Source organism: Paenibacillus sp. FJAT-26967 (assembly GCF_001541095.1).
In the GTDB taxonomy this organism is placed as follows: domain Bacteria; phylum Bacillota; class Bacilli; order Paenibacillales; family NBRC-103111; genus Paenibacillus_F.
This window is the reverse complement of sequence record NZ_LMXH01000002.1, coordinates 214,713-231,810: the sequence shown is the minus strand read 5'-3', so window position 1 is coordinate 231,810 and position 17,098 is coordinate 214,713. Positions and strand designations below refer to the sequence as shown.

At 48.8% G+C, this 17,098-nt stretch carries 19 protein-coding genes; 1 reads left to right on the top strand and 18 read right to left on the bottom strand.

Annotated features, from left to right (window positions below; genetic code table 11):
• Positions 1–5: 5 nt before the first annotated feature.
• Positions 6–878, top strand: a complete 873-nt coding sequence (locus AR333_RS11050; protein WP_068775425.1) for a YitT family protein — start codon at positions 6–8, stop codon at positions 876–878.
• Here AR333_RS11050 and AR333_RS11045 read toward each other — a convergent pair.
• The 18 genes from AR333_RS11045 to trpD form a co-directional block, all read right to left on the bottom strand.
• Entirely contained in the window at positions 875–1,741 is an 867-nt protein-coding gene (locus AR333_RS11045; protein ID WP_068775424.1) for a sporulation protein YpjB, read from the bottom strand. The genes AR333_RS11050 and AR333_RS11045 overlap by 4 nt on opposite strands.
• Before the next feature lie 43 nt (positions 1,742–1,784).
• Positions 1,785–2,444 (bottom strand): DUF1405 domain-containing protein, encoded by a 660-nt coding sequence (locus tag AR333_RS11040; RefSeq protein WP_068775423.1) that lies wholly within the window; start codon positions 2,442–2,444, stop codon positions 1,785–1,787.
• A gap of 105 nt (positions 2,445–2,549) precedes the next feature.
• The gene (locus AR333_RS11035) at positions 2,550–3,443 is read right to left on the bottom strand and encodes a menaquinol-cytochrome c reductase cytochrome b/c subunit (RefSeq protein WP_068775422.1); all 894 of its coding nucleotides are present in this window, start codon (positions 3,441–3,443) and stop codon (positions 2,550–2,552) included.
• A gap of 20 nt (positions 3,444–3,463) precedes the next feature.
• The gene (gene qcrB / locus AR333_RS11030) at positions 3,464–4,135 is read right to left on the bottom strand and encodes a menaquinol-cytochrome c reductase cytochrome b subunit (RefSeq protein ID WP_068775421.1); all 672 of its coding nucleotides are present in this window, start codon (positions 4,133–4,135) and stop codon (positions 3,464–3,466) included.
• 19 nt (positions 4,136–4,154) lie between these two features.
• Positions 4,155–4,697, bottom strand: a complete 543-nt coding sequence (locus AR333_RS11025) for a ubiquinol-cytochrome c reductase iron-sulfur subunit (protein WP_068775420.1) — start codon at positions 4,695–4,697, stop codon at positions 4,155–4,157.
• A 273-nt stretch (positions 4,698–4,970) separates the two neighbouring features.
• On the bottom strand, positions 4,971–5,405 hold the full coding sequence (locus AR333_RS11020; RefSeq protein WP_068775419.1) for a DUF2487 family protein: 435 nt from the start codon (positions 5,403–5,405) through the stop codon (positions 4,971–4,973).
• 315 nt (positions 5,406–5,720) lie between these two features.
• On the bottom strand, positions 5,721–5,909 hold the full coding sequence (locus tag AR333_RS11015; RefSeq protein WP_068775418.1) for an IDEAL domain-containing protein: 189 nt from the start codon (positions 5,907–5,909) through the stop codon (positions 5,721–5,723).
• Between the two features lie 53 nt (positions 5,910–5,962).
• Positions 5,963–6,478, bottom strand: a complete 516-nt coding sequence (locus AR333_RS11010; protein ID WP_068775417.1) for a gamma carbonic anhydrase family protein — start codon at positions 6,476–6,478, stop codon at positions 5,963–5,965.
• A gap of 112 nt (positions 6,479–6,590) precedes the next feature.
• Positions 6,591–7,700: a hypothetical protein gene (locus AR333_RS11005; RefSeq protein WP_068775416.1), complete on the bottom strand. Its 1,110-nt coding sequence runs from the start codon at positions 7,698–7,700 to the stop codon at positions 6,591–6,593.
• 179 nt (positions 7,701–7,879) lie between these two features.
• On the bottom strand, positions 7,880–8,452 hold the full coding sequence (locus AR333_RS11000) for a histidine phosphatase family protein (RefSeq protein WP_068775415.1): 573 nt from the start codon (positions 8,450–8,452) through the stop codon (positions 7,880–7,882).
• Between the two features lie 373 nt (positions 8,453–8,825).
• Positions 8,826–9,404: an RNA polymerase sigma factor gene (locus AR333_RS10990; RefSeq protein WP_068775413.1), complete on the bottom strand. Its 579-nt coding sequence runs from the start codon at positions 9,402–9,404 to the stop codon at positions 8,826–8,828.
• Between the two features lie 479 nt (positions 9,405–9,883).
• Positions 9,884–10,972, bottom strand: coding sequence for a prephenate dehydrogenase (locus AR333_RS10980; protein ID WP_068775411.1), 1,089 nt, complete (start codon positions 10,970–10,972; stop codon positions 9,884–9,886).
• 17 nt (positions 10,973–10,989) lie between these two features.
• On the bottom strand, positions 10,990–12,096 hold the full coding sequence (hisC, locus tag AR333_RS10975; protein ID WP_068775410.1) for a histidinol-phosphate transaminase: 1,107 nt from the start codon (positions 12,094–12,096) through the stop codon (positions 10,990–10,992).
• A 37-nt stretch (positions 12,097–12,133) separates the two neighbouring features.
• A complete protein-coding gene (trpA, locus tag AR333_RS10970; protein ID WP_068775409.1) occupies positions 12,134–12,961 on the bottom strand; it encodes a tryptophan synthase subunit alpha in 828 nt (275 codons plus the stop codon).
• Positions 12,948–14,156: a tryptophan synthase subunit beta gene (gene trpB, locus AR333_RS10965; protein WP_068775408.1), complete on the bottom strand. Its 1,209-nt coding sequence runs from the start codon at positions 14,154–14,156 to the stop codon at positions 12,948–12,950. Before trpB ends, trpA begins: the two co-directional genes overlap by 14 nt.
• Entirely contained in the window at positions 14,137–14,940 is an 804-nt protein-coding gene (locus AR333_RS10960; protein ID WP_068775407.1) for a phosphoribosylanthranilate isomerase, read from the bottom strand. Before AR333_RS10960 ends, trpB begins: the two co-directional genes overlap by 20 nt.
• A 144-nt stretch (positions 14,941–15,084) precedes the next feature.
• On the bottom strand, positions 15,085–15,885 hold the full coding sequence (gene trpC / locus AR333_RS10955; protein ID WP_068775406.1) for an indole-3-glycerol phosphate synthase TrpC: 801 nt from the start codon (positions 15,883–15,885) through the stop codon (positions 15,085–15,087).
• Positions 15,875–16,915: an anthranilate phosphoribosyltransferase gene (gene trpD / locus AR333_RS10950; RefSeq protein WP_068775405.1), complete on the bottom strand. Its 1,041-nt coding sequence runs from the start codon at positions 16,913–16,915 to the stop codon at positions 15,875–15,877. Before trpD ends, trpC begins: the two co-directional genes overlap by 11 nt.
• Positions 16,916–17,098: the final 183 nt, after the last annotated feature.

Here is a 17,098-nt window from a genome sequence, read left to right as displayed (position 1 = left end):
CATCAATGGCCTTCAAGGAAAGCACACTTGCATCTCTTAAGCATTTTTTGCCAATCGCCTTAGGTACCGCTATCTTCGCCTTTGGCGTCCATTACTTTGTAATCCCCAATGAATTAATGGAAGGGGGCGTAACCGGCGTTTCGCTGCTGCTGCATTACGCTTTGGGCCTGCCTCCGTCCCTGACTACGCTCGTCTTGAACGTTCCCCTGTTCTATCTGGGCTGGCGCAGTTTCGGTTCCAAAGCTATGGTTTACACCATCTTCGGATCGCTCTCCGTTTCTTTCTTCCTGTGGGTTATGGAAGTTATGATCGGAAAAGGCTGGCTCATTCCTTTTATCACCAAACAGGATTATTTGCTCGCCGCCCTTTATGCCGGTTTCACCATCGGACTTGGTCTCGGAATCGTATTCCGCTTTGGGGGTACGACAGGCGGTTCTGATATCCTCGCCCAGCTTGGCAACAAGTGGAAGGGCTGGAGTGTAGGCCAAATGATTCTGTTGATTGACCTCATTGTAATCGGCACCTCTCTACTATACATACCTAAGGAAAAGATCTTGTATTCCCTGGTCAGCGTATTTATCGGTTCCAAAATGATTGATTACATTACAGAAGGTGCACATTCGGCCAAAGCCTTTACCATCATCACGAACGAGCCCGAGAAAATTTCCAGAATGATCTCGGAGGAACTAGACCGCGGTGTCACATTGTTTCCAGCCAAGGGGGCATTTTCCCGGCAATCCAAAGAAGTCGTCTATTGCGTCGTGTACCGGCAGCAGATGAGCCGGCTGAAGGAGTTAATACGCAAGACCGATCCAGCCGCATTCATCATTATCGGGGAAGTTCATGAAGTACTTGGGGAAGGCTTCAAGGTCCATTAGAAGCCCTCCCTTTTCTTATGGTTAACACGTTCATAGCCAGGTTTTAACCGGAACATTCTCCAGCCTGCGAATAAGAGTACCCCGATTATGAAGGTTCCGATTCCTATCGACCATATAATGGGATCCTGGGTATCCGGCATTGGAAGGAAGGCTTCCCGTTCAGAACGGCCGAATAGTCCGTCGATGGTTTTGTGAGCATGTTCCATGGCGGTATGAAGCGCAGTCTTGTCTAAGCGGTCTTCAGCTAATCCTTTTTTCAAAAATGTGAGCAGAGAATCCATCTTGTTGACATCGGCGGGAGAACGATTGATCAGGATTGCAGGCCGGATTGTCGAATAATGCCGGTACAGCTTGCTATAGTCAAGCAAGGATTCCAGTTTTTTGCCAGCCCGGATATTAGAATCGAGCCGTTCCAAGTCATCTTTAACCAGCTTGTAGTATTGGAGCCACATAGGCTGGTTGCGGTGGGTTAAGGCGTCTGCGGCTAGTCTGATCTTGGCGGAAGCAAACAGAGCTTCGTCTTGCGAAAAATCAGTAGCTGCAAAAGTGCGTTTAGCCTTGGATATGGTTTCCGTTAAAGCATGCAAACCTTCTATGGTAATCGCCCCGTCATAGGTAAGCTTAGTCGCTTGCTCACCTAGCTGCTCGAGCCGTATTCTCGCTTCGTCCGTCTTCCCCTGCTCGGTAAGCTTATACAGTTCTTCAGCCGCCTGATTAAGGGATTCGGCTGCTTGTATTTGACTCGGAGACACAGTTGCCGCGGGCAGGGCCTCCCTGCTTACAGGAGAGCAGCCAATCGCTGCTGTAAGGATAGCAACCCATAAACATAACCCAATGATCCGCTTGGCGGAATAAAACAACATGTGGACATCCCTCCTATCACATCTTATGGAGGGATGTCCACATTTAGACCCTGGATCTGCGGTGTTTTTGAAATTGGAGTACAAAGAGCGCGATAGCAATGGATAGGGTGCTTAAAGCGATAGTAAACCATTGAATGCTATGTAAATGCGGAAGCAGCACTTCGGACAATCTCGGAAAAATACCTTGCTCATAATCCATCCAGTCATTTGCATAAATCCAAATGGCAACAAGTACAATGGAAGAAATCGAATAGGTTGTATATGCCGCAAATAACAGCACTTCAAGCGCCATGCCTAAATGTGAAAGCGTAAGCATCCAATCCTGCCATACAATGGTATCCCCCATAGCATAGCCGGACCAAATCATTGCCACTGCCCAAATTCCATACTTGACGGATGTAATAAGTCCGAATGCTTCGACGAACCCCCGCAGAACAGACCGCTTACCTAGTCCCAGCCCTTTGTTCCTATCTGCAACAAGCAAATAGATCAAAGTCAACGTAAAGAACAGGCTTGCTGTCGGACTGTCCGGTACAAACGGCAGGTACCACAAAGGTTCAAACAAAAACGTATCTTCCAGTTGTCCTTTGTACCAGTAATAGCCGTATACGGTTCCAAGTGCATTAACGGCGAATAATAACCACAGAACCGGACGGCTGGTAAGCAGAGCCATTCCCCGGTGCCATAAGATTGATTGGCTCATGTCGGATGATGACCTCCCTTGATATTCAGCATGACTTTGTTAAAGCCCTTTCTTTTCCTTACAAAAAAACCTGACCGTCTGCGTTCGGTCAGGTTCTTAGACATCTTATTCGGCTTTCTTCTGTTTCGCAAGCCAGTCAGCCAGTTTATTCATATCATCGTCGGTTAAACCTTTGGCAATGTTATCGTTGTACTGGGCTGCCATTTTGCCTTGGCCATTCTTAATGATGTCCATGATTTGATTCTTGTCGTGCTTATCGCCTACACCGCGAAGTGCTGGGAATCCACTGGAAGGAACACCTTTCAGATCGCCGCCATGACAAGAAATACAAGTAGCTTTCTTGTAAATTTCGGCAGCCGGATCATCTGCAGCTACGATGCCTGCGGCTTTCGGTGCAGAGGTACCGCCACCGGCCGGTTGCCCCGCGGCTTTCTTTTCTTTCATTTCTTCTTCACGCTTAATGTGCTCCGGAATCGTACCGGAAGCCTTCAGCTCTTCTTGGTAATGGTGCCAGGAAGTCACTGTAAGGTATACACATGCGATCAGGGTAAGAAGAGCAAGAGAAGAAGCGATTGGGCGTCTGTAGAAGCGGCGTTCTTTGCCTGTATCCAGGAATGGAGCCAGCAGCAGACCGCCGAACATCAGGCCCGGAATAACCAGAGTTCCCAAAATAACGTAATTCTCAGACGTATACGGGTATTTCAGGAGTTGGTACATAAACAGGAAGTACCAGTCCGGCATTGGAATGAAAGCGGTGTTTTTCGGATCTGCCGGATAGCCCAGCGGAGCCGGTTCGGAAATTACGAGACATAATACTCCGACCAGGAATACAACGGCAACCATCCATTCCTTCAAAAGAAAGTTAGGGATGAAGGCCTCGGATTTACCCGGGTAAGCCGAATAATCGGGTGGAACATTATTTTTTACTGTTTTGCGAACGCGAGAGTCGCCTACATAAACGACTTTTTCAACTTTACCATTTTTTTGGTCATGCGCCACTTCAATGCCCTCCTTTCATTTTATAGCGGTCCGGAAATTCCCTGCCTGCGAATCATCAAGAAGTGTCCGGCCAGTAATGCGAGGAGAGCCGCTGGCAGGAAGAACACGTGAAGCGCGAAGAATCTCGTCAGCGTCTGCGCACCTACAATGTCTCCACCTTGCATGAGCGATTGGATGTAAGGACCTGCTACTGGAACGGATGCAGCAATTTTGATCGTAACCTGGGTCGCATAATATGCTTTGTTATCCCAAGGAAGCAGGTATCCCGTCAGACCGAGACCAAGCATTACGAAGAAAATTAACATGCCGACTACCCAGTTCATTTCACGAGGAGCTTTATAAGAACCCGTGAAGAACACGCGAAGCGTATGTAGAAGCATCATAACGATTACAAGTGAGGCACCCCAGTGATGCATACCGCGCACGATAACACCGAAGGCAACCTGATGCTGAAGATAGTCTACACTGGCATAGGCGTTAATAATATCCGGTGTGTAATACATCGTCAGGAACATACCTGACAGAATTTGAATAACGGTAATAAAGAACGTCAATCCGCCGAAGCAATAAACAAACGCGGAAAAATGGTGAGCCGGGTTGACGTGTTCCGGAACCTCATGGTCCGCTACATCTCTCCAGATCGGCGTGATATCTAGACGTTCGTCGATCCAGTTGTACATATTTTTAAACATCTGAACGTTACGCCCTCCCTTATCCCCTTGTATTAGCTCCCAGCTGACCCAAATACACGAAGCCGTTCTCGACTTTTACCTTGTACTCGTCCAGTGGTGCCGGAGCTACGGCCAGATTCTTGCCGTCTGCCGTGTAATGCGCACCGTGACATGGGCAGAAATACTGGTTTTTGTACTGCGGATTCGTGTTCCAGTTGACCGTACAGCCCAAGTGCTTGCAGGTCGGGTTCAGGGCGAAAATTTTCCCGTCGGTTCCTTTGCTGATCCAAGCGGTCAATTCGACTTCACTCTCATACCAACCGTCAACTTGATGGACTTGTACCGCAAACGACTGGGGCTCGTTGGTTACTTTCGCTTCTTCGACTACCTTCACCCAATCGGCTTCGCCCTTGTGTTTCAGAGCTGGATCCACGGCGAATCTAATCATCGGTGCCAACATACCAGCCGCCATGAAAGCGGTTGTGCCGCCGAGCGTATACGAAAGAAACTGCCGGCGGGACATTTCAGTCCGTACTTTAGGCTTCTTTCCGTGGTGCTCATTTGAATTGTTGCGTTCACTCATTTCGCGTGCTACCCCCCTAAGCAATTCGTTTTGTCGGCATGACAAAGCGAACCTATATCACGTGTCGTTCGACATTATCTTACACTTCATAGACTAGGACATTTCTAATAATATCCTACGACCTGTAGGGCGTCAAGAACGAAGACGCCTGGTCTTCTTGGTGCAAAGTTCACTTTTTTGGCAAATTTAACGAAATTGTCACATTCCTGCGTTGGAAAACCCTCAACATTTTTATCTTTGCCATTTTTTCGAAAAATAACGAAAGATCCCAAATTATTTTTTGGACATCCACAGCTGCGTAATCTTCTCGCCGGCGATCCGCTTCGCTTCCCGGCCCTGCTCTCGGAGAGCCTCCTCGGGAACCGACAAAAGCAGATCCGCCTCCTGCAGGACAAACTCCGCTATCTCAGGTTTAGCCGTAACCACCACGACATAGGTAAATCCGGCGCTGCGCAGTCCTCTGCAAGTTTGTTCTATATACGCTCTGCCGGAATCATTGCCTTCACAGTAATGAAGAGCCGGATAGGTAACCACCCTTCCTTTGTAAGGGAATTCAATACCGTCGAGAATATCGCGCAGACCCTCCAGGGCATCTCCCGCTTCCCATGGCTGCTCATTGCCGGTCATTCCGGTCACCGGAAGGATGCAGGTGTCCAGATAGAGCTGAAGTCCCGGCCATTCTTTCTCCGTAATTTCGCTGAATTTCATTCATCATTCACTCCTCATCGTGCGCTAGTGTTACTTTAACACATCCGGGCATTTTTTTGGGTATCTTGTCTGACAAGAAAAGAATTCACCGAGCCCCCGGTGCTTTCAGACCGAATATTCACCCCCACTTTCAAACTGTACTTGCAAACCAAACAAGCCGCTAAGCAGGTGCCCAACAAAAACAACCCCCGGATGCACAGCGGTTCATCCAGACGGATGAACTGCTTCTGTACATCGGGAGTTTAAGTGTAAGCGGCTAAGCGGGTAATTCAGATAGGCCTGTGAACCCTTGGCGCGAAAAGCGAATAAAGTGCGTTAACCTGGGGACTGGATGGACTTAAGCTCGGCAGTCAGCGCTAGAAATGAAGCTTCGTCTCCTTCGGCAAGAGCACTATCAATCTGCTGATAGAGATTCTTTTCTTTATATGTGCGTATAGCGTCATCCATGATCATTTCCGCGACCAGACCTAGCAGCGCTTCATTAGAAACATTCATTCTTCCCATAGGGATCTACCTCCAAGAATCGTCCGCACCAGATAAGAGCAGCGATAGGATTGTTATTTCCCCGGTTCCAGCCGATACTCTTTTCCCTTGATCACATAATTGTCTGTCGTCCGCTTCATCCTTTCAAGATCTCGTGCAGTTAATTCCCTGACGACTCTGGCCGGAGTACCAAGCGACAAAGTATATGGAGGAAGAATCGTATCTTCTGTTACGAGAGAACCTGCCCCTACTAAAGCATATTCACCGATGTCCGCACCGTTTAGTACTATCGCCCCCATTCCGATTAATGTGCCTTTGCCTAAGCGGCACCCGTGAATGATAGCTCCATGTCCTACAGATACATCGTCCTCCACAATCAGAGGTTGATCTGTATTCACATGACCGATACAGCCGTCCTGGATATTGCATCTCTTCCCGATTATGATCGGAGCTAAATCTCCTCTCAGAACCGTATTGAACCAAATGCTAGAATCAGTTTCGACCGTAACGTTTCCTATTATTTGTGCGCCCGGGGCGATATAAACGGTTGGTGCTACAACAGGCAGAATACCTTGATAAGGATGCAGCATAGCGAGGTTCACTCCTTGTTCACTTTGTTGTCCTCATCATAGTAGCAGTACAGGAGATCGTCAACGCCGTCTCGCCATAAGCGAGCAGATACAAGCGGCTTAAGCGACATAGTTACAATTCAATTGCATCTTCTTCAGCAACTTTGTTGCCGGCAATTATTAATTTTCCTTGTGTAGTCATGCGGATGACTTGACCCGCTGCGTCCTCTTCGCCTATTGCAAGGAGTCCCAGATGCATCATCATCCGGATAATCCTCTGCTCGAAAATAGACTCCGGGGTATCATAATAGAAGGGACGGATCAGCGGACACAGGACTTCCGCCAGAGAGGCTGTACTAACCCAGTCTCCTGCCAGACGGGAAATCCACTGTACGATCGGCTGCAGATTGTAGACGGGCCCTTTGTATAGACGGAGCCAGAAGCGGTACAGCTCTGCCGGATCAGCCTGGAGTCCCCTTGCCGCTATGTCTGCCCCGCTCTCCGTAATTCTAAGAATCCCGCTGCGTTCCTGAAGCAGCCCTTGAAAGTAACAATAGTCGTAGATTAAAGAAAACCGGTTAGGATATTCTTTGAACTTACGTCCATATCCGAACCTCCAAGCCGTTTTGCCTACAGGTTCCTCATTCACAGCCATCACACTAAGCAGTTGAGCAAGCTGCCTCTTGTACATCGTATCGTCGTGAGTTAGAAGTACCTCGTGATCCCGGACAAACCGGAGCAAATGAAGGACATCTCCTCCTAGCAAGTTCTGCTCATCTCTGTAGGCATTCGGACTGCTTGAGTAAGAGAGGCGGCTCTTGTAATTTCTCGTCAGCACATCGCCGAAACGCCGCTTCAAGTCATGGGGAACCTGAAACAAATATTTCGTCTGCTGCGAAAAGCCGTGAAACAGCCAGCCATGCTTTTTAAACTTAGTGATAGTATCCCGGGGATTCGTAGCTTCTTTGTCTTCTTTCAGAAACTTCGCCTGCTGGACGCGTGCGACAAGTTCTTCCAGGCTGAAGGAACCCCGTTCGTCAAATAAAAGCGTATTCAAAAAACGGACATCTTCCATCGTCAAATCTTCTATCCGCTGCTCGAATACCTCTCTTCTGCCCACTGTGTTCAAAATAGACTGGATCAGCTCATTCTTCGAATGCATGTTGCAGTCACAAGCGTAAGTGTCCGCGATCCGATTCAGATCATGAATGTCTGCATAGCTGAGCATATCGGCCAAATTCAAGCGCGCACCTCCTCTCTCTTGGTTTCATTCTGAACGCAATCAATCTTTTGAGCTTGCATACACTGTTTAGCTTGCCATTTGTAGTAATCAGTATGGGAAAAATCGCCTAATTTAAACGTTCAACAACAAAAAAAAGCATAACTGCTGAAAAGCAGTTATGCCGGTGTCTTAATTTCGTATCATTTCAGGTGAACAGTACAGTTATATAATGAACATTCCCACAGTTGCCCGCCTTTTTTCACTAGAGTCAGAGAGGCGTTTGTCAGCGGCTCATCCGCACGCTCCAGATTCATTGTCTCCAAGGCACGTCCAATAAATCCGCCATGACTAACAAGGAGAATCCGGCTATCGGGGAATTCCGCAAACAAATCCTCGGAGAAGGCCATCCAGCGGTCTCTGACCTGCTCATCTGTCTCTCCGCCGTGATCCAGATCAGACCACTGTGGTCCCCATCGCTCGATGCGATCCTGAAGCGTCGTTCCCTCGAGCTGACCGAAGCTTTTCTCACGCAGTCTGGAATCTGTTCTAAGCAAAGGAATACCGGATAGAGCGCTTATTAATTCCGCACTCTCGCGCGCCCGGCGGAGATCACTGGAGATCAGAAAATCCCATGGCTCGGCCTTTAATCTTCTGCCGAGCTGTCTTGCCTGTTCTCTGCCTTCCTCCGTCAAATCAGTATCAAGCGCACCTTGTGTTCGGCCCTGAAGATTCCATTCGGTACTGCCATGCCGGATTAAACCAACCATTGTCATGTTTAATATTCCCCCCTAAAACTATCTCTCTTAGTCCGAAAGCGCAAACAAAAATCAGCATAGCAAAAAAAACTGCGTTTCGTCCAGTTTGTCGAACCGTTCATGAAAGGTATCATTACCCGAATATACCGGGGTACTCTGCTTGTTTATTCTCTTCATAACCGCTTCTGCGATGTTATGGGGAGGCTGGGGCACTTTATCCCCAAGTACCAGGCGGAGAAGTTCGCCAGCCTCTTTCCATAGACGCATCTCATGCGCGCAGCTGGAACACTTTGCTGCGTGGCGCTTTACGGCCCTGCTTTTGGAATTGTCTATGGAATCCCCTGCACCACTTGCAAGCCATGCCCTAACGTGATGACATCTCATCGTCTATTCATCCCCTCGTATCCAGCCACTTTTCTGCATAATACGGTTCAAGCTGAATCTTAACACTCGCCCTTGCACGAAACAACAACGATTTGACCGAACTAACCGTTTGTCCAAGAATCACAGCGATTTCCTGGTATTCAAGCTGATCATATTCACGCAGAATTAAGGCAGACCTTTGTTTCTCAGGCAATCTGTTAATAGCGATGCGCACCATCGAAACTTTCTCGCTGCGTATGACCATTTGCTCCGGTAAAGATTCAAAGGAAGTTTGAGGGGTATGACCACAATGATCAAGAGATATTTTCACGATTTTATGTTTGCGAAGCTCGCTCAGAACGGTATTGCGTGCAATCGTATAGAGCCAAGTTGAGAACGTGGCTTCCACTTCACGAAATGAATGAAGGCTGCGGTATGCTTTGTAGAACGTCTCGTTGCACAAATCTTCTGCTAATAATTGCTGTTGGGAATTCCTCAACATATGATAAATAAAGACCAGAATCTTACGCTCATATCGATGCATCAACTCGTTGTATCTTTCTACATTACCATTCTTGACTTCACGAATTAACTGGGTATCCGTCATAACGTGCACCCCTCCTGCACAATACGTCCGGCTCCCGCTTATATACTACTTGTACTTGGCAGGAACCTTAAAAGTTGCGTGCTCTGCAGATAAAATTAGGTTTTTTCTACAACAACATGCTATCACTATATCAAAATTAATGTATGACTGTAAAATTTTGTGTAATTCAAGCGTTTGATCGGATCGTGCTGTAGCTGACACCTCTATGTTTTAAACCAAACACAGAAATTGGAAACAAAAAAAAACCACCTCAAGGAGGTGGCTGCACATTGTGCGATTATCGGATAGGAGTGGAGAGAAACCATACTGTACTTTTATTATATGTATCCGTTTACAATATGTCAATGATTTTTGTAAACGTTTTCGAAATTAAATCAATTGTTTGGATAAAGTCAAAGAAAAACCTTCTTCCAGTGCTTAGCGAATCAAACGGATCGAATCCGCTTCAGCGCTGGAAGAAGGTATTATAGCTGTTATCGCTACACATGGATGGAGAATTGTTCGCTCAAAAGAGCAGAAGCCCGCTCTGCAGTCTCTTGATCGCGAAAAGATAACCTAAGAACGCCAGGAACATCCAGACGGCTTTCAATAATCTCCAGATTGCTCAAATTAAGCCGGTGCTTACCCAGCAGTGTCGCAATCTGGCCGATCATTCCGGGATGATCCGGAATATCCGCATAAATATCATACAGCGGACTTAGCATGCCTTTTCGGCGGTCCGGCAGCTGTCTCCGGAAATCACGGGAAGTTTCGAACTGTCGCTGAATGCCTTCGCCATCCTCGTTGATTAACAGTTCACGGAATGTCGAGATCTGACGATCCCAATCATCCAACAGCTTAAGCAGTACCGTGCGGTTATTGACCAGGATATCACGCCATATGGAAGGATCGCTCGAACCGATCCTGGTGATATCGCGGAACCCCCCCGCCGCCAAGTTCTTGTACAGCTCATTGGATTCATTATAGGAACGTATCTGATTCACAAGCGCCACCGCTATAATGTGCGGCAGATGGCTGATTGCCCCTACAATATCATCATGCTCTCTGGCATCCACCCGTATGATCTGCGCGCGTGTCCATGCAAGCAGATTAGCCAGCCGATCAATCTCAGTCGGTGGCGTGTTCGTACCGGGAGTCAGCACATAGAAAGCATTCTCGAACAAGTGGGCAGAGGCTGCCTCCATACCGGAGCGTTCAGAACCGGCCATGGGATGGCCCCCGATAAAAAATGCATCCTCGAAACCCAGTTTCTCGGCGCACTCAACCACAGACAGCTTCGTGCTGCCTACGTCTGTAATAATGCATCCCTTACGTAAGGAAAACTGCTTCAAACGGACCAGATACGTTTCCAGAGCTCCCACAGGTACGCAAAGGAAAATGATATCTGCAGCTTCAGCCGCTTCTTGCATAGAAGTCGTCGCTTCATCCACGATACGGTGCTTGAGCATATTGTCTACGGATATCGGATTATTGGAGTGCCCGATAACCCGCGTATCCGGTTTGTCTTTGAAGCACAAAGCGAGCGAGCCGCCAATCAGCCCGACGCCGAATATTGAAATCGTAGTCATGAAATTAACCTTTTCCTCTAAGTATTATGAATCTTGGGAGAATCCTGAAGAATACCTTCTAAAGCATGAAGGAAGGCTTCATTCTGCTCCCTGCTCCCTACTGTTACACGAAGCATAGTGGGGAAATCAAGCTTTTCTCCACTGCGTACAATGATTCCCTGCTTCAAAAGAGCATCGAACACAGGACCGGACGGACGCCCGATGTCCACCATGATAAAATTCCCATGGGCCGGGAAGAACGTCAGCTTCAAACGTTGGAATTCCGTCTCCAAATATTTCAATCCTTCGGCATTGCGTACGCGGCACTGATCCACAAATTGCTGATCACGGATCGCTGCCGCTGCCGCTGCCTGTGCAAGACGCGACGTATTAAAAGGCTCTCGCACCTGATTAATGGTACGGATGACATCCGGGCGACCGATTCCATACCCGACTCTTAGTGCTGCCAGACCGTATATTTTGGAAAAAGTACGGAGTATAACCAGGTTGGGATACGCTTGAAGCAATTCCAGACTCTGAGGATACTCTGCTGTCGTTGCGTATTCATAGTAGGCTTCGTCCAGTACGACCATAACGCTCGGAGGAATTTTAGCTATAAAAGCAAGCAGCTCATCATGACTTACGATTGTACCTGTCGGGTTATTCGGATTGCAGACCCAGATTATTTTGGTCCGCTCCGTCACACATTCCAGCATAGCATCCAGATCATGCTTACCGTCCTTAAGCGGCACCTGTATGGATACGGCGCCTTCGATTTCCGCGTTATGTTTGTATTGTGGGAACGTATGCGAGGCCATAATCGTTTCATCGCCCGGTAGAAGATAGGCGCGCGCAATCATGAGAATAACATCATCTGAGCCGGTTCCAAAAATAAGCTGATCGGCTGAAAACCCGTAATGCTCCGCTACAGCCCGTGTAACTTCTGCTCCGGCTCCATCCGGGTAAAGGCTCAAATGTTCAAGATCGGCAAGAATAGCCTCTTTAGCCTTCGATGAGCATCCGAACGGATTTTCGTTGGACGCCAGTTTAATGACTTTAGTCAGTCCCAGTTCCCGCTTAACCTCTTCAATCGGCTTACCTGGCTGGTACACGGGTAGATTCAACACTTGCTGCTTAGCTTGCACTTTCTTTCACCTCGCGTTAGTCGTTATCCATAGTTTTTCAGTTCTGAGGCTGAAAGGACGTTCCTTTAAGCTCTCTAATAAAATCACCAATCTTGGATAATGCCTCCTGCTTGGTGCTCTCGTCATTAAGACGGTGTTCCTGCTCCCCGATCCGGCGTACAATAGCGCTGCCGACTACTATAGCATCACACGTCTTCTCGAAGCGTTCCACCTGCTCCCGGCTCTGAATACCGAAGCCGATCGCGATCGGAAGCTCGGTAGCCGCCTTCACGGATGCAAGGAATTCGTCGATTCCGGTATGAAATTCCGAGCGGACGCCTGTCACTCCGAGTGAAGAGACGCAGTAGATGAAGCCGGAAGCCCGCGATACGATCTGCTGCACGCGATTCTTCGACGTCGGCGCTACGAGCGGAATCAGATGGATGCCGTACTGCTCTGCGAGCTGCTTAGCTTCCGAATCTTCTTCCATGGGGAGATCCGGAATGATCGCTCCGCTGATTTCATTCTCGCTCATCAGCTTGAATACACGTTCAAGACCGATACGAAGCAGCGGGTTGAAATAAGTGAACAAAATGAACGGCAGCTCGGAACCGGCACTTCGGGCCTTCCGGGCAAGTTCTATAACATCCAGCACGTTAACAGCGCCGCGTAGAGCACGTCCGGAAGATTCCTGGATAATAGGACCGTCGGCGAGAGGGTCCGAGTAAGGGACCCCCAGCTCAACGATGTCCGCGCCGGACTTCTCAAGTTCCAGAATGATATCCAGCGTATGATCCAGTGTCGGGTCTCCCGCTGTAATAAACGGGATTAGAGCATTCTTGCCCGCGGCTTTCAGCTCTGCGAATTTCAAATCAATGCGATTCATTGTCAGCACCTCCGAGATACCCCATAATCGCTTCCACGTCTTTGTCCCCGCGGCCCGACAGGCAAATTACCAGAATTTGATCCTCGGACATAGTGGGTGCCGTCTTCATGGCCTGTGCAACCGCGTGGGAGCTTTCAAGCGCAGGAATAATTCCCTCAGTACGGCAGAGGAGTTGGAGAGCCTCCAACGCTTCCGCATCCGTGATCGGCAAATACTCCGCACGCTGCAAATCTTTCAAATAAGCATGTTCCGGACCTACACCCGGATAATCAAGACCCGCGGATATGGAATGTGCCGGCATAACCTGTCCGTATTCATCCTGCAGAACATAGCTGAGCGAGCCTTGAAAGACCCCGGGGCTTCCCTTAGTCATCGTTGCTGCATGTTCTTCGGTGTCAATGCCGCTACCAGCTGCTTCCGTCGCGATCAGGCGGACATCTTTATCCTCTACGAACGGATAGAACATCCCCATCGCGTTGCTGCCTCCCCCGACACACGCAATTACTGTATGCGGAAGTTTCCCCTCAAGCTCCAGGATTTGAGAACGGGTCTCATCCCCGATTACACGCTGAAAATCACGCACGATCATCGGATACGGATGAGGTCCTGTTACGGAGCCAAGGATATAGTACGTATCCTGCACATTGCTTACCCAGTAACGCAGCGTCTCATTACACGCATCTTTGAGCGTGCGTGTACCCGAAAGTACCGGAACTACTTCAGTGCCTAGCAGACGCATACGGAAAACATTAAGCTGCTGGCGTTTCATGTCTTCTTCGCCCATGAAGACCTTGCATTCTAAGCCGAGCAGGGCCGCTACCGTGGCAGTCGCCACACCATGCTGGCCCGCTCCCGTCTCGGCAATCACTTTCGTTTTGCCCATACGCTTGGCAAGAAGCGCCTGGCCGATCGTATTATTGATTTTATGGGCTCCTGTATGGTTTAAATCCTCACGTTTCAAATAAATCTTCGCTCCACCGAGCTTCTCCGATAAACGCTCCGCGTAATAAAGACGTGTCGGTCTTCCGGAATAATCGTGCAGAAGCGCCTGGACCTCACTAACGAACTCGGGATCCTGCGCATATTTGCGGTACGCATCCTCCAATTCGATCAAAGCATTCATCAGCGTCTCTGGAACATATTTCCCTCCAAAACGGCCATATCTTCCATGTTCATCAGGTAGTACTGTTGCCATTTTTCTTCACCCTTCCCACAAAAGCTGCGATTTTAGCAATATCTTTGACTCCCTGTGTTTCAACTCCGCTGGATACATCAACGCCATCAGGCCGGTAAGTATCCACCAGCCCGCCAACATTATCCACATTCAATCCTCCGGCAACGATCACGGGCAAGCCCTGCGAGCGTGCCCACCTCTGTACTTCCGGGATACAGTCCCATGCAAAAGTGCGTCCCGATCCGCCCCCGTATACGGGATCAAAGGTATCGACCAGCACAGCATCCACTATATCCTTGTACGGAATAAGCCGATTAATAACCGAATGCACATATTCTGATTTCCTATCTTCCACAGCCCTAACTGCGCTGTTGTTTACACGATCCGGACTACTAGGTTGACTATTGGAAAAAGAGCCGGGTTCACCCTGCTGCTCCTGATTTTGAATCGATGCCACTTTCCAGAGCTGAACCTGAAAACGTTCCTTGATTAAAGCGCAATTCTCAGGTGTCTCATCGCCGTGAAATTGTACGATGTCCAGAGGGGCAACAGCCAGAATTTCAGCCAATTCATCCAGCGCCGGGTTTACGAATACACCGACTGTTAAGGGAATCGGACCGCCTGATTCGGAAGATTGCTTCAGAAAAGAAATCATGTCCGCAGCCTGTCCCGCCGTTACTCTGCGCCTGCTCGGTGCAAAAACAAACCCGATCTGATCAATCGGGAGATGTACGATAGATTTTAACACTTCAACGCTTTGAAGTCCACAAATTTTTACATCCGTAGCCACATTTATACCACTCATTTAATCACTCCTTGAGAACGTGAGAGAGTTTCGGAAATTTAAATCTCCTGCAGAAGAACCCTGTTTACGAACCGCTGTATATATAAGGCCCGCACCTTGGATAATCAATCTTTCCTGTAAAAAAAGAAAAGGAGCGCATCCGGGCTAGGCCCGGATACCTTCCATTTTCCCCATCAAATCTTCAACTGCCTGACTTACATCCGGCTGTCTCATAAAATGCTCTCCGATCAGTACTGCACCTGCACCAGACTTAGACACAAAGTCCAGATCATCATGGGTTGAAATGCCGCTCTCGCTCACAAGCAGCCGATCCTTCGGAACGATGGAAGCCAGTTCTTCCGTGGTCCGTATGTCGGTAACGAAAGTTTTCAAGTTGCGGTTATTAATCCCGACTAGAGTCGCATCCAATTCCAAAACAGTCTCCATCTCACGGCGGTCATGCACTTCGACCAGCACATCCATGCCATAATCACGGGCTAGACCCATGAATTGTTTCATTTCAGCGCGATTAAGAATAGAAGCGATCAAGAGAATAGCGTCTGCTCCAATGACACGAGCCTCAAGGATCTGTGCCGGGTGAATAATGAAATCTTTGCGCAGCAGCGGCACATGAACCGCTTCACGGACTGCACTCAAGTAATCATTGGCGCCTTGAAAATATTGAACGTCCGTAAGAACGGATATGCAGTCTGTTCCTGCTTGTGTGTACGCTTCGGCTAAACGTACCGGATCAAAATCCGCCCGGATCAAGCCCTTGGAAGGCGACGCCTTCTTGACCTCTGCGATTAAGCCCGTCTTGCGGTTACGTCTTGTACGGAGCGCCTGTTCAAATCCGCGGCACTCTTTTAAATCTGAAATTTGGCGCTCCAGCTCAGCTGTGGTAATACGAGTCTGAAGCTCCTGCACTTCTTCGCGCTTTGTTGCGACAATTCGTTCAAGAAACATAGCTCAAATCTCCTGTATAGTGGGCTAATTGCTGTAATTTTTCCATGGCTCTGCCGCTGTCTATCACGTCCGCAGCCAGCTTCACGCCTTCCTGCAATGTTCCTGCCGAGCCTGTTACGTAGAAGCAAGCTCCGGCATTGGCAAGCACGATCTCTCTGTGCGCACCTTTGTCTCCTATGAAAATGCGTCGGATAATATCCGCGTTTTCACCGGCATCTCCGCCTTTGATAAGATGAAGATCATGACTTTGAATTCCCAAATCATCGGGAGATACGGAATACGTACGAATCGTTCCGTCCTTAAGTTCCGTAATTTGAGTGGGTGCCGAGATGCTGATTTCGTCCAAACCGTCATAGCTGGCTACGACCACGGCTCTTTTAAGTCCGAGCGCTCCGAGCGCATTAGCGACAAGTTCTGTTTTACTGCGGTCAAACACACCCATCACTTGACGGTCGGCACCAGCCGGATTCGTAAGCGGTCCGAGAAGATTAAAGACCGTACGCACTCCGAGCTCGCGGCGCGGGCCGGCAGCATGTTTCATCGATTGATGGTACCGCTGCGCAAACATGAAACAAATACCAAGCTGATCCAGACAATGAGCGGCCTGTGTACTATCCAGCTCGATGTTCACACCGAGGGCCTCCAGAACGTCTGCGCTCCCGCTTTTACTGGACATCGCACGGTTCCCATGCTTAGCGACACGGATGCCGCCTGCAGCCGCAACAATGGCAGAAGCAGTCGAAATGTTAAAAGTATCTGCGCCATCTCCACCTGTTCCGCAAGTATCAAGCAGGTTGTGCTGGACCGTATGGACCGACGCCGCTTTCACTCTCATAGCTTCAGCGAAGCCGGTCAATTCCTCAATGGTTTCCCCTTTGATTCTCATTGCCGTCAGCACGCTGCCGATTTGTGCCGGAGTCGCTTCTCCATCCATCACCGTAATCATAAGTTCCCTTGCTTCTTCGCGAGATAAATTCCCGCCTCCAATGAGTATCGAGATTGCCCGCTGAATGGTACCATTCGCCGTCATCAGACCGTCCTCCTTCTATAAAGTCGTATTTGTTGCGATCACCGGGCTGTTCTCGTAGATGTTCTTGTAAAACGATTGCTTGCTCTCTGCCACGCGAGAAATGTAAAAAGACCTCTACATAGGCGTAGAGGCCGTCGGTATCATAAGAATTGTAGGTTTACAGAATTAGTCGCGTGCTGGGTC

What these genes read in the sequence shown, in the direction of transcription:
- AR333_RS11050 (WP_068775425.1), top strand. Translation starts at nt 6, where the DNA reads ATGGCCTTCAAGGAAAGCACACTTGCATCTCTTAAGCATTTTTTGCCA.
- AR333_RS11045 (WP_068775424.1), bottom strand. Translation starts at nt 1,741, where the DNA reads ATGTTGTTTTATTCCGCCAAGCGGATCATTGGGTTATGTTTATGGGTT.
- AR333_RS11040 (WP_068775423.1), bottom strand. Translation starts at nt 2,444, where the DNA reads ATGAGCCAATCAATCTTATGGCACCGGGGAATGGCTCTGCTTACCAGC.
- qcrB (WP_068775421.1), bottom strand. Translation starts at nt 4,135, where the DNA reads ATGTTTAAAAATATGTACAACTGGATCGACGAACGTCTAGATATCACG.
- AR333_RS11025 (WP_068775420.1), bottom strand. Translation starts at nt 4,697, where the DNA reads ATGAGTGAACGCAACAATTCAAATGAGCACCACGGAAAGAAGCCTAAA.
- AR333_RS11020 (WP_068775419.1), bottom strand. Translation starts at nt 5,405, where the DNA reads ATGAAATTCAGCGAAATTACGGAGAAAGAATGGCCGGGACTTCAGCTC.
- AR333_RS11015 (WP_068775418.1), bottom strand. Translation starts at nt 5,909, where the DNA reads ATGGGAAGAATGAATGTTTCTAATGAAGCGCTGCTAGGTCTGGTCGCG.
- AR333_RS11010 (WP_068775417.1), bottom strand. Translation starts at nt 6,478, where the DNA reads ATGCTGCATCCTTATCAAGGTATTCTGCCTGTTGTAGCACCAACCGTT.
- AR333_RS11000 (WP_068775415.1), bottom strand. Translation starts at nt 8,452, where the DNA reads ATGACAATGGTTGGTTTAATCCGGCATGGCAGTACCGAATGGAATCTT.
- AR333_RS10990 (WP_068775413.1), bottom strand. Translation starts at nt 9,404, where the DNA reads ATGACGGATACCCAGTTAATTCGTGAAGTCAAGAATGGTAATGTAGAA.
- AR333_RS10980 (WP_068775411.1), bottom strand. Translation starts at nt 10,972, where the DNA reads ATGACTACGATTTCAATATTCGGCGTCGGGCTGATTGGCGGCTCGCTC.
- trpA (WP_068775409.1), bottom strand. Translation starts at nt 12,961, where the DNA reads ATGAATCGCATTGATTTGAAATTCGCAGAGCTGAAAGCCGCGGGCAAG.
- trpB (WP_068775408.1), bottom strand. Translation starts at nt 14,156, where the DNA reads ATGGCAACAGTACTACCTGATGAACATGGAAGATATGGCCGTTTTGGA.
- AR333_RS10960 (WP_068775407.1), bottom strand. Translation starts at nt 14,940, where the DNA reads ATGAGTGGTATAAATGTGGCTACGGATGTAAAAATTTGTGGACTTCAA.
- trpC (WP_068775406.1), bottom strand. Translation starts at nt 15,885, where the DNA reads ATGTTTCTTGAACGAATTGTCGCAACAAAGCGCGAAGAAGTGCAGGAG.
- trpD (WP_068775405.1), bottom strand. Translation starts at nt 16,915, where the DNA reads ATGACGGCGAATGGTACCATTCAGCGGGCAATCTCGATACTCATTGGA.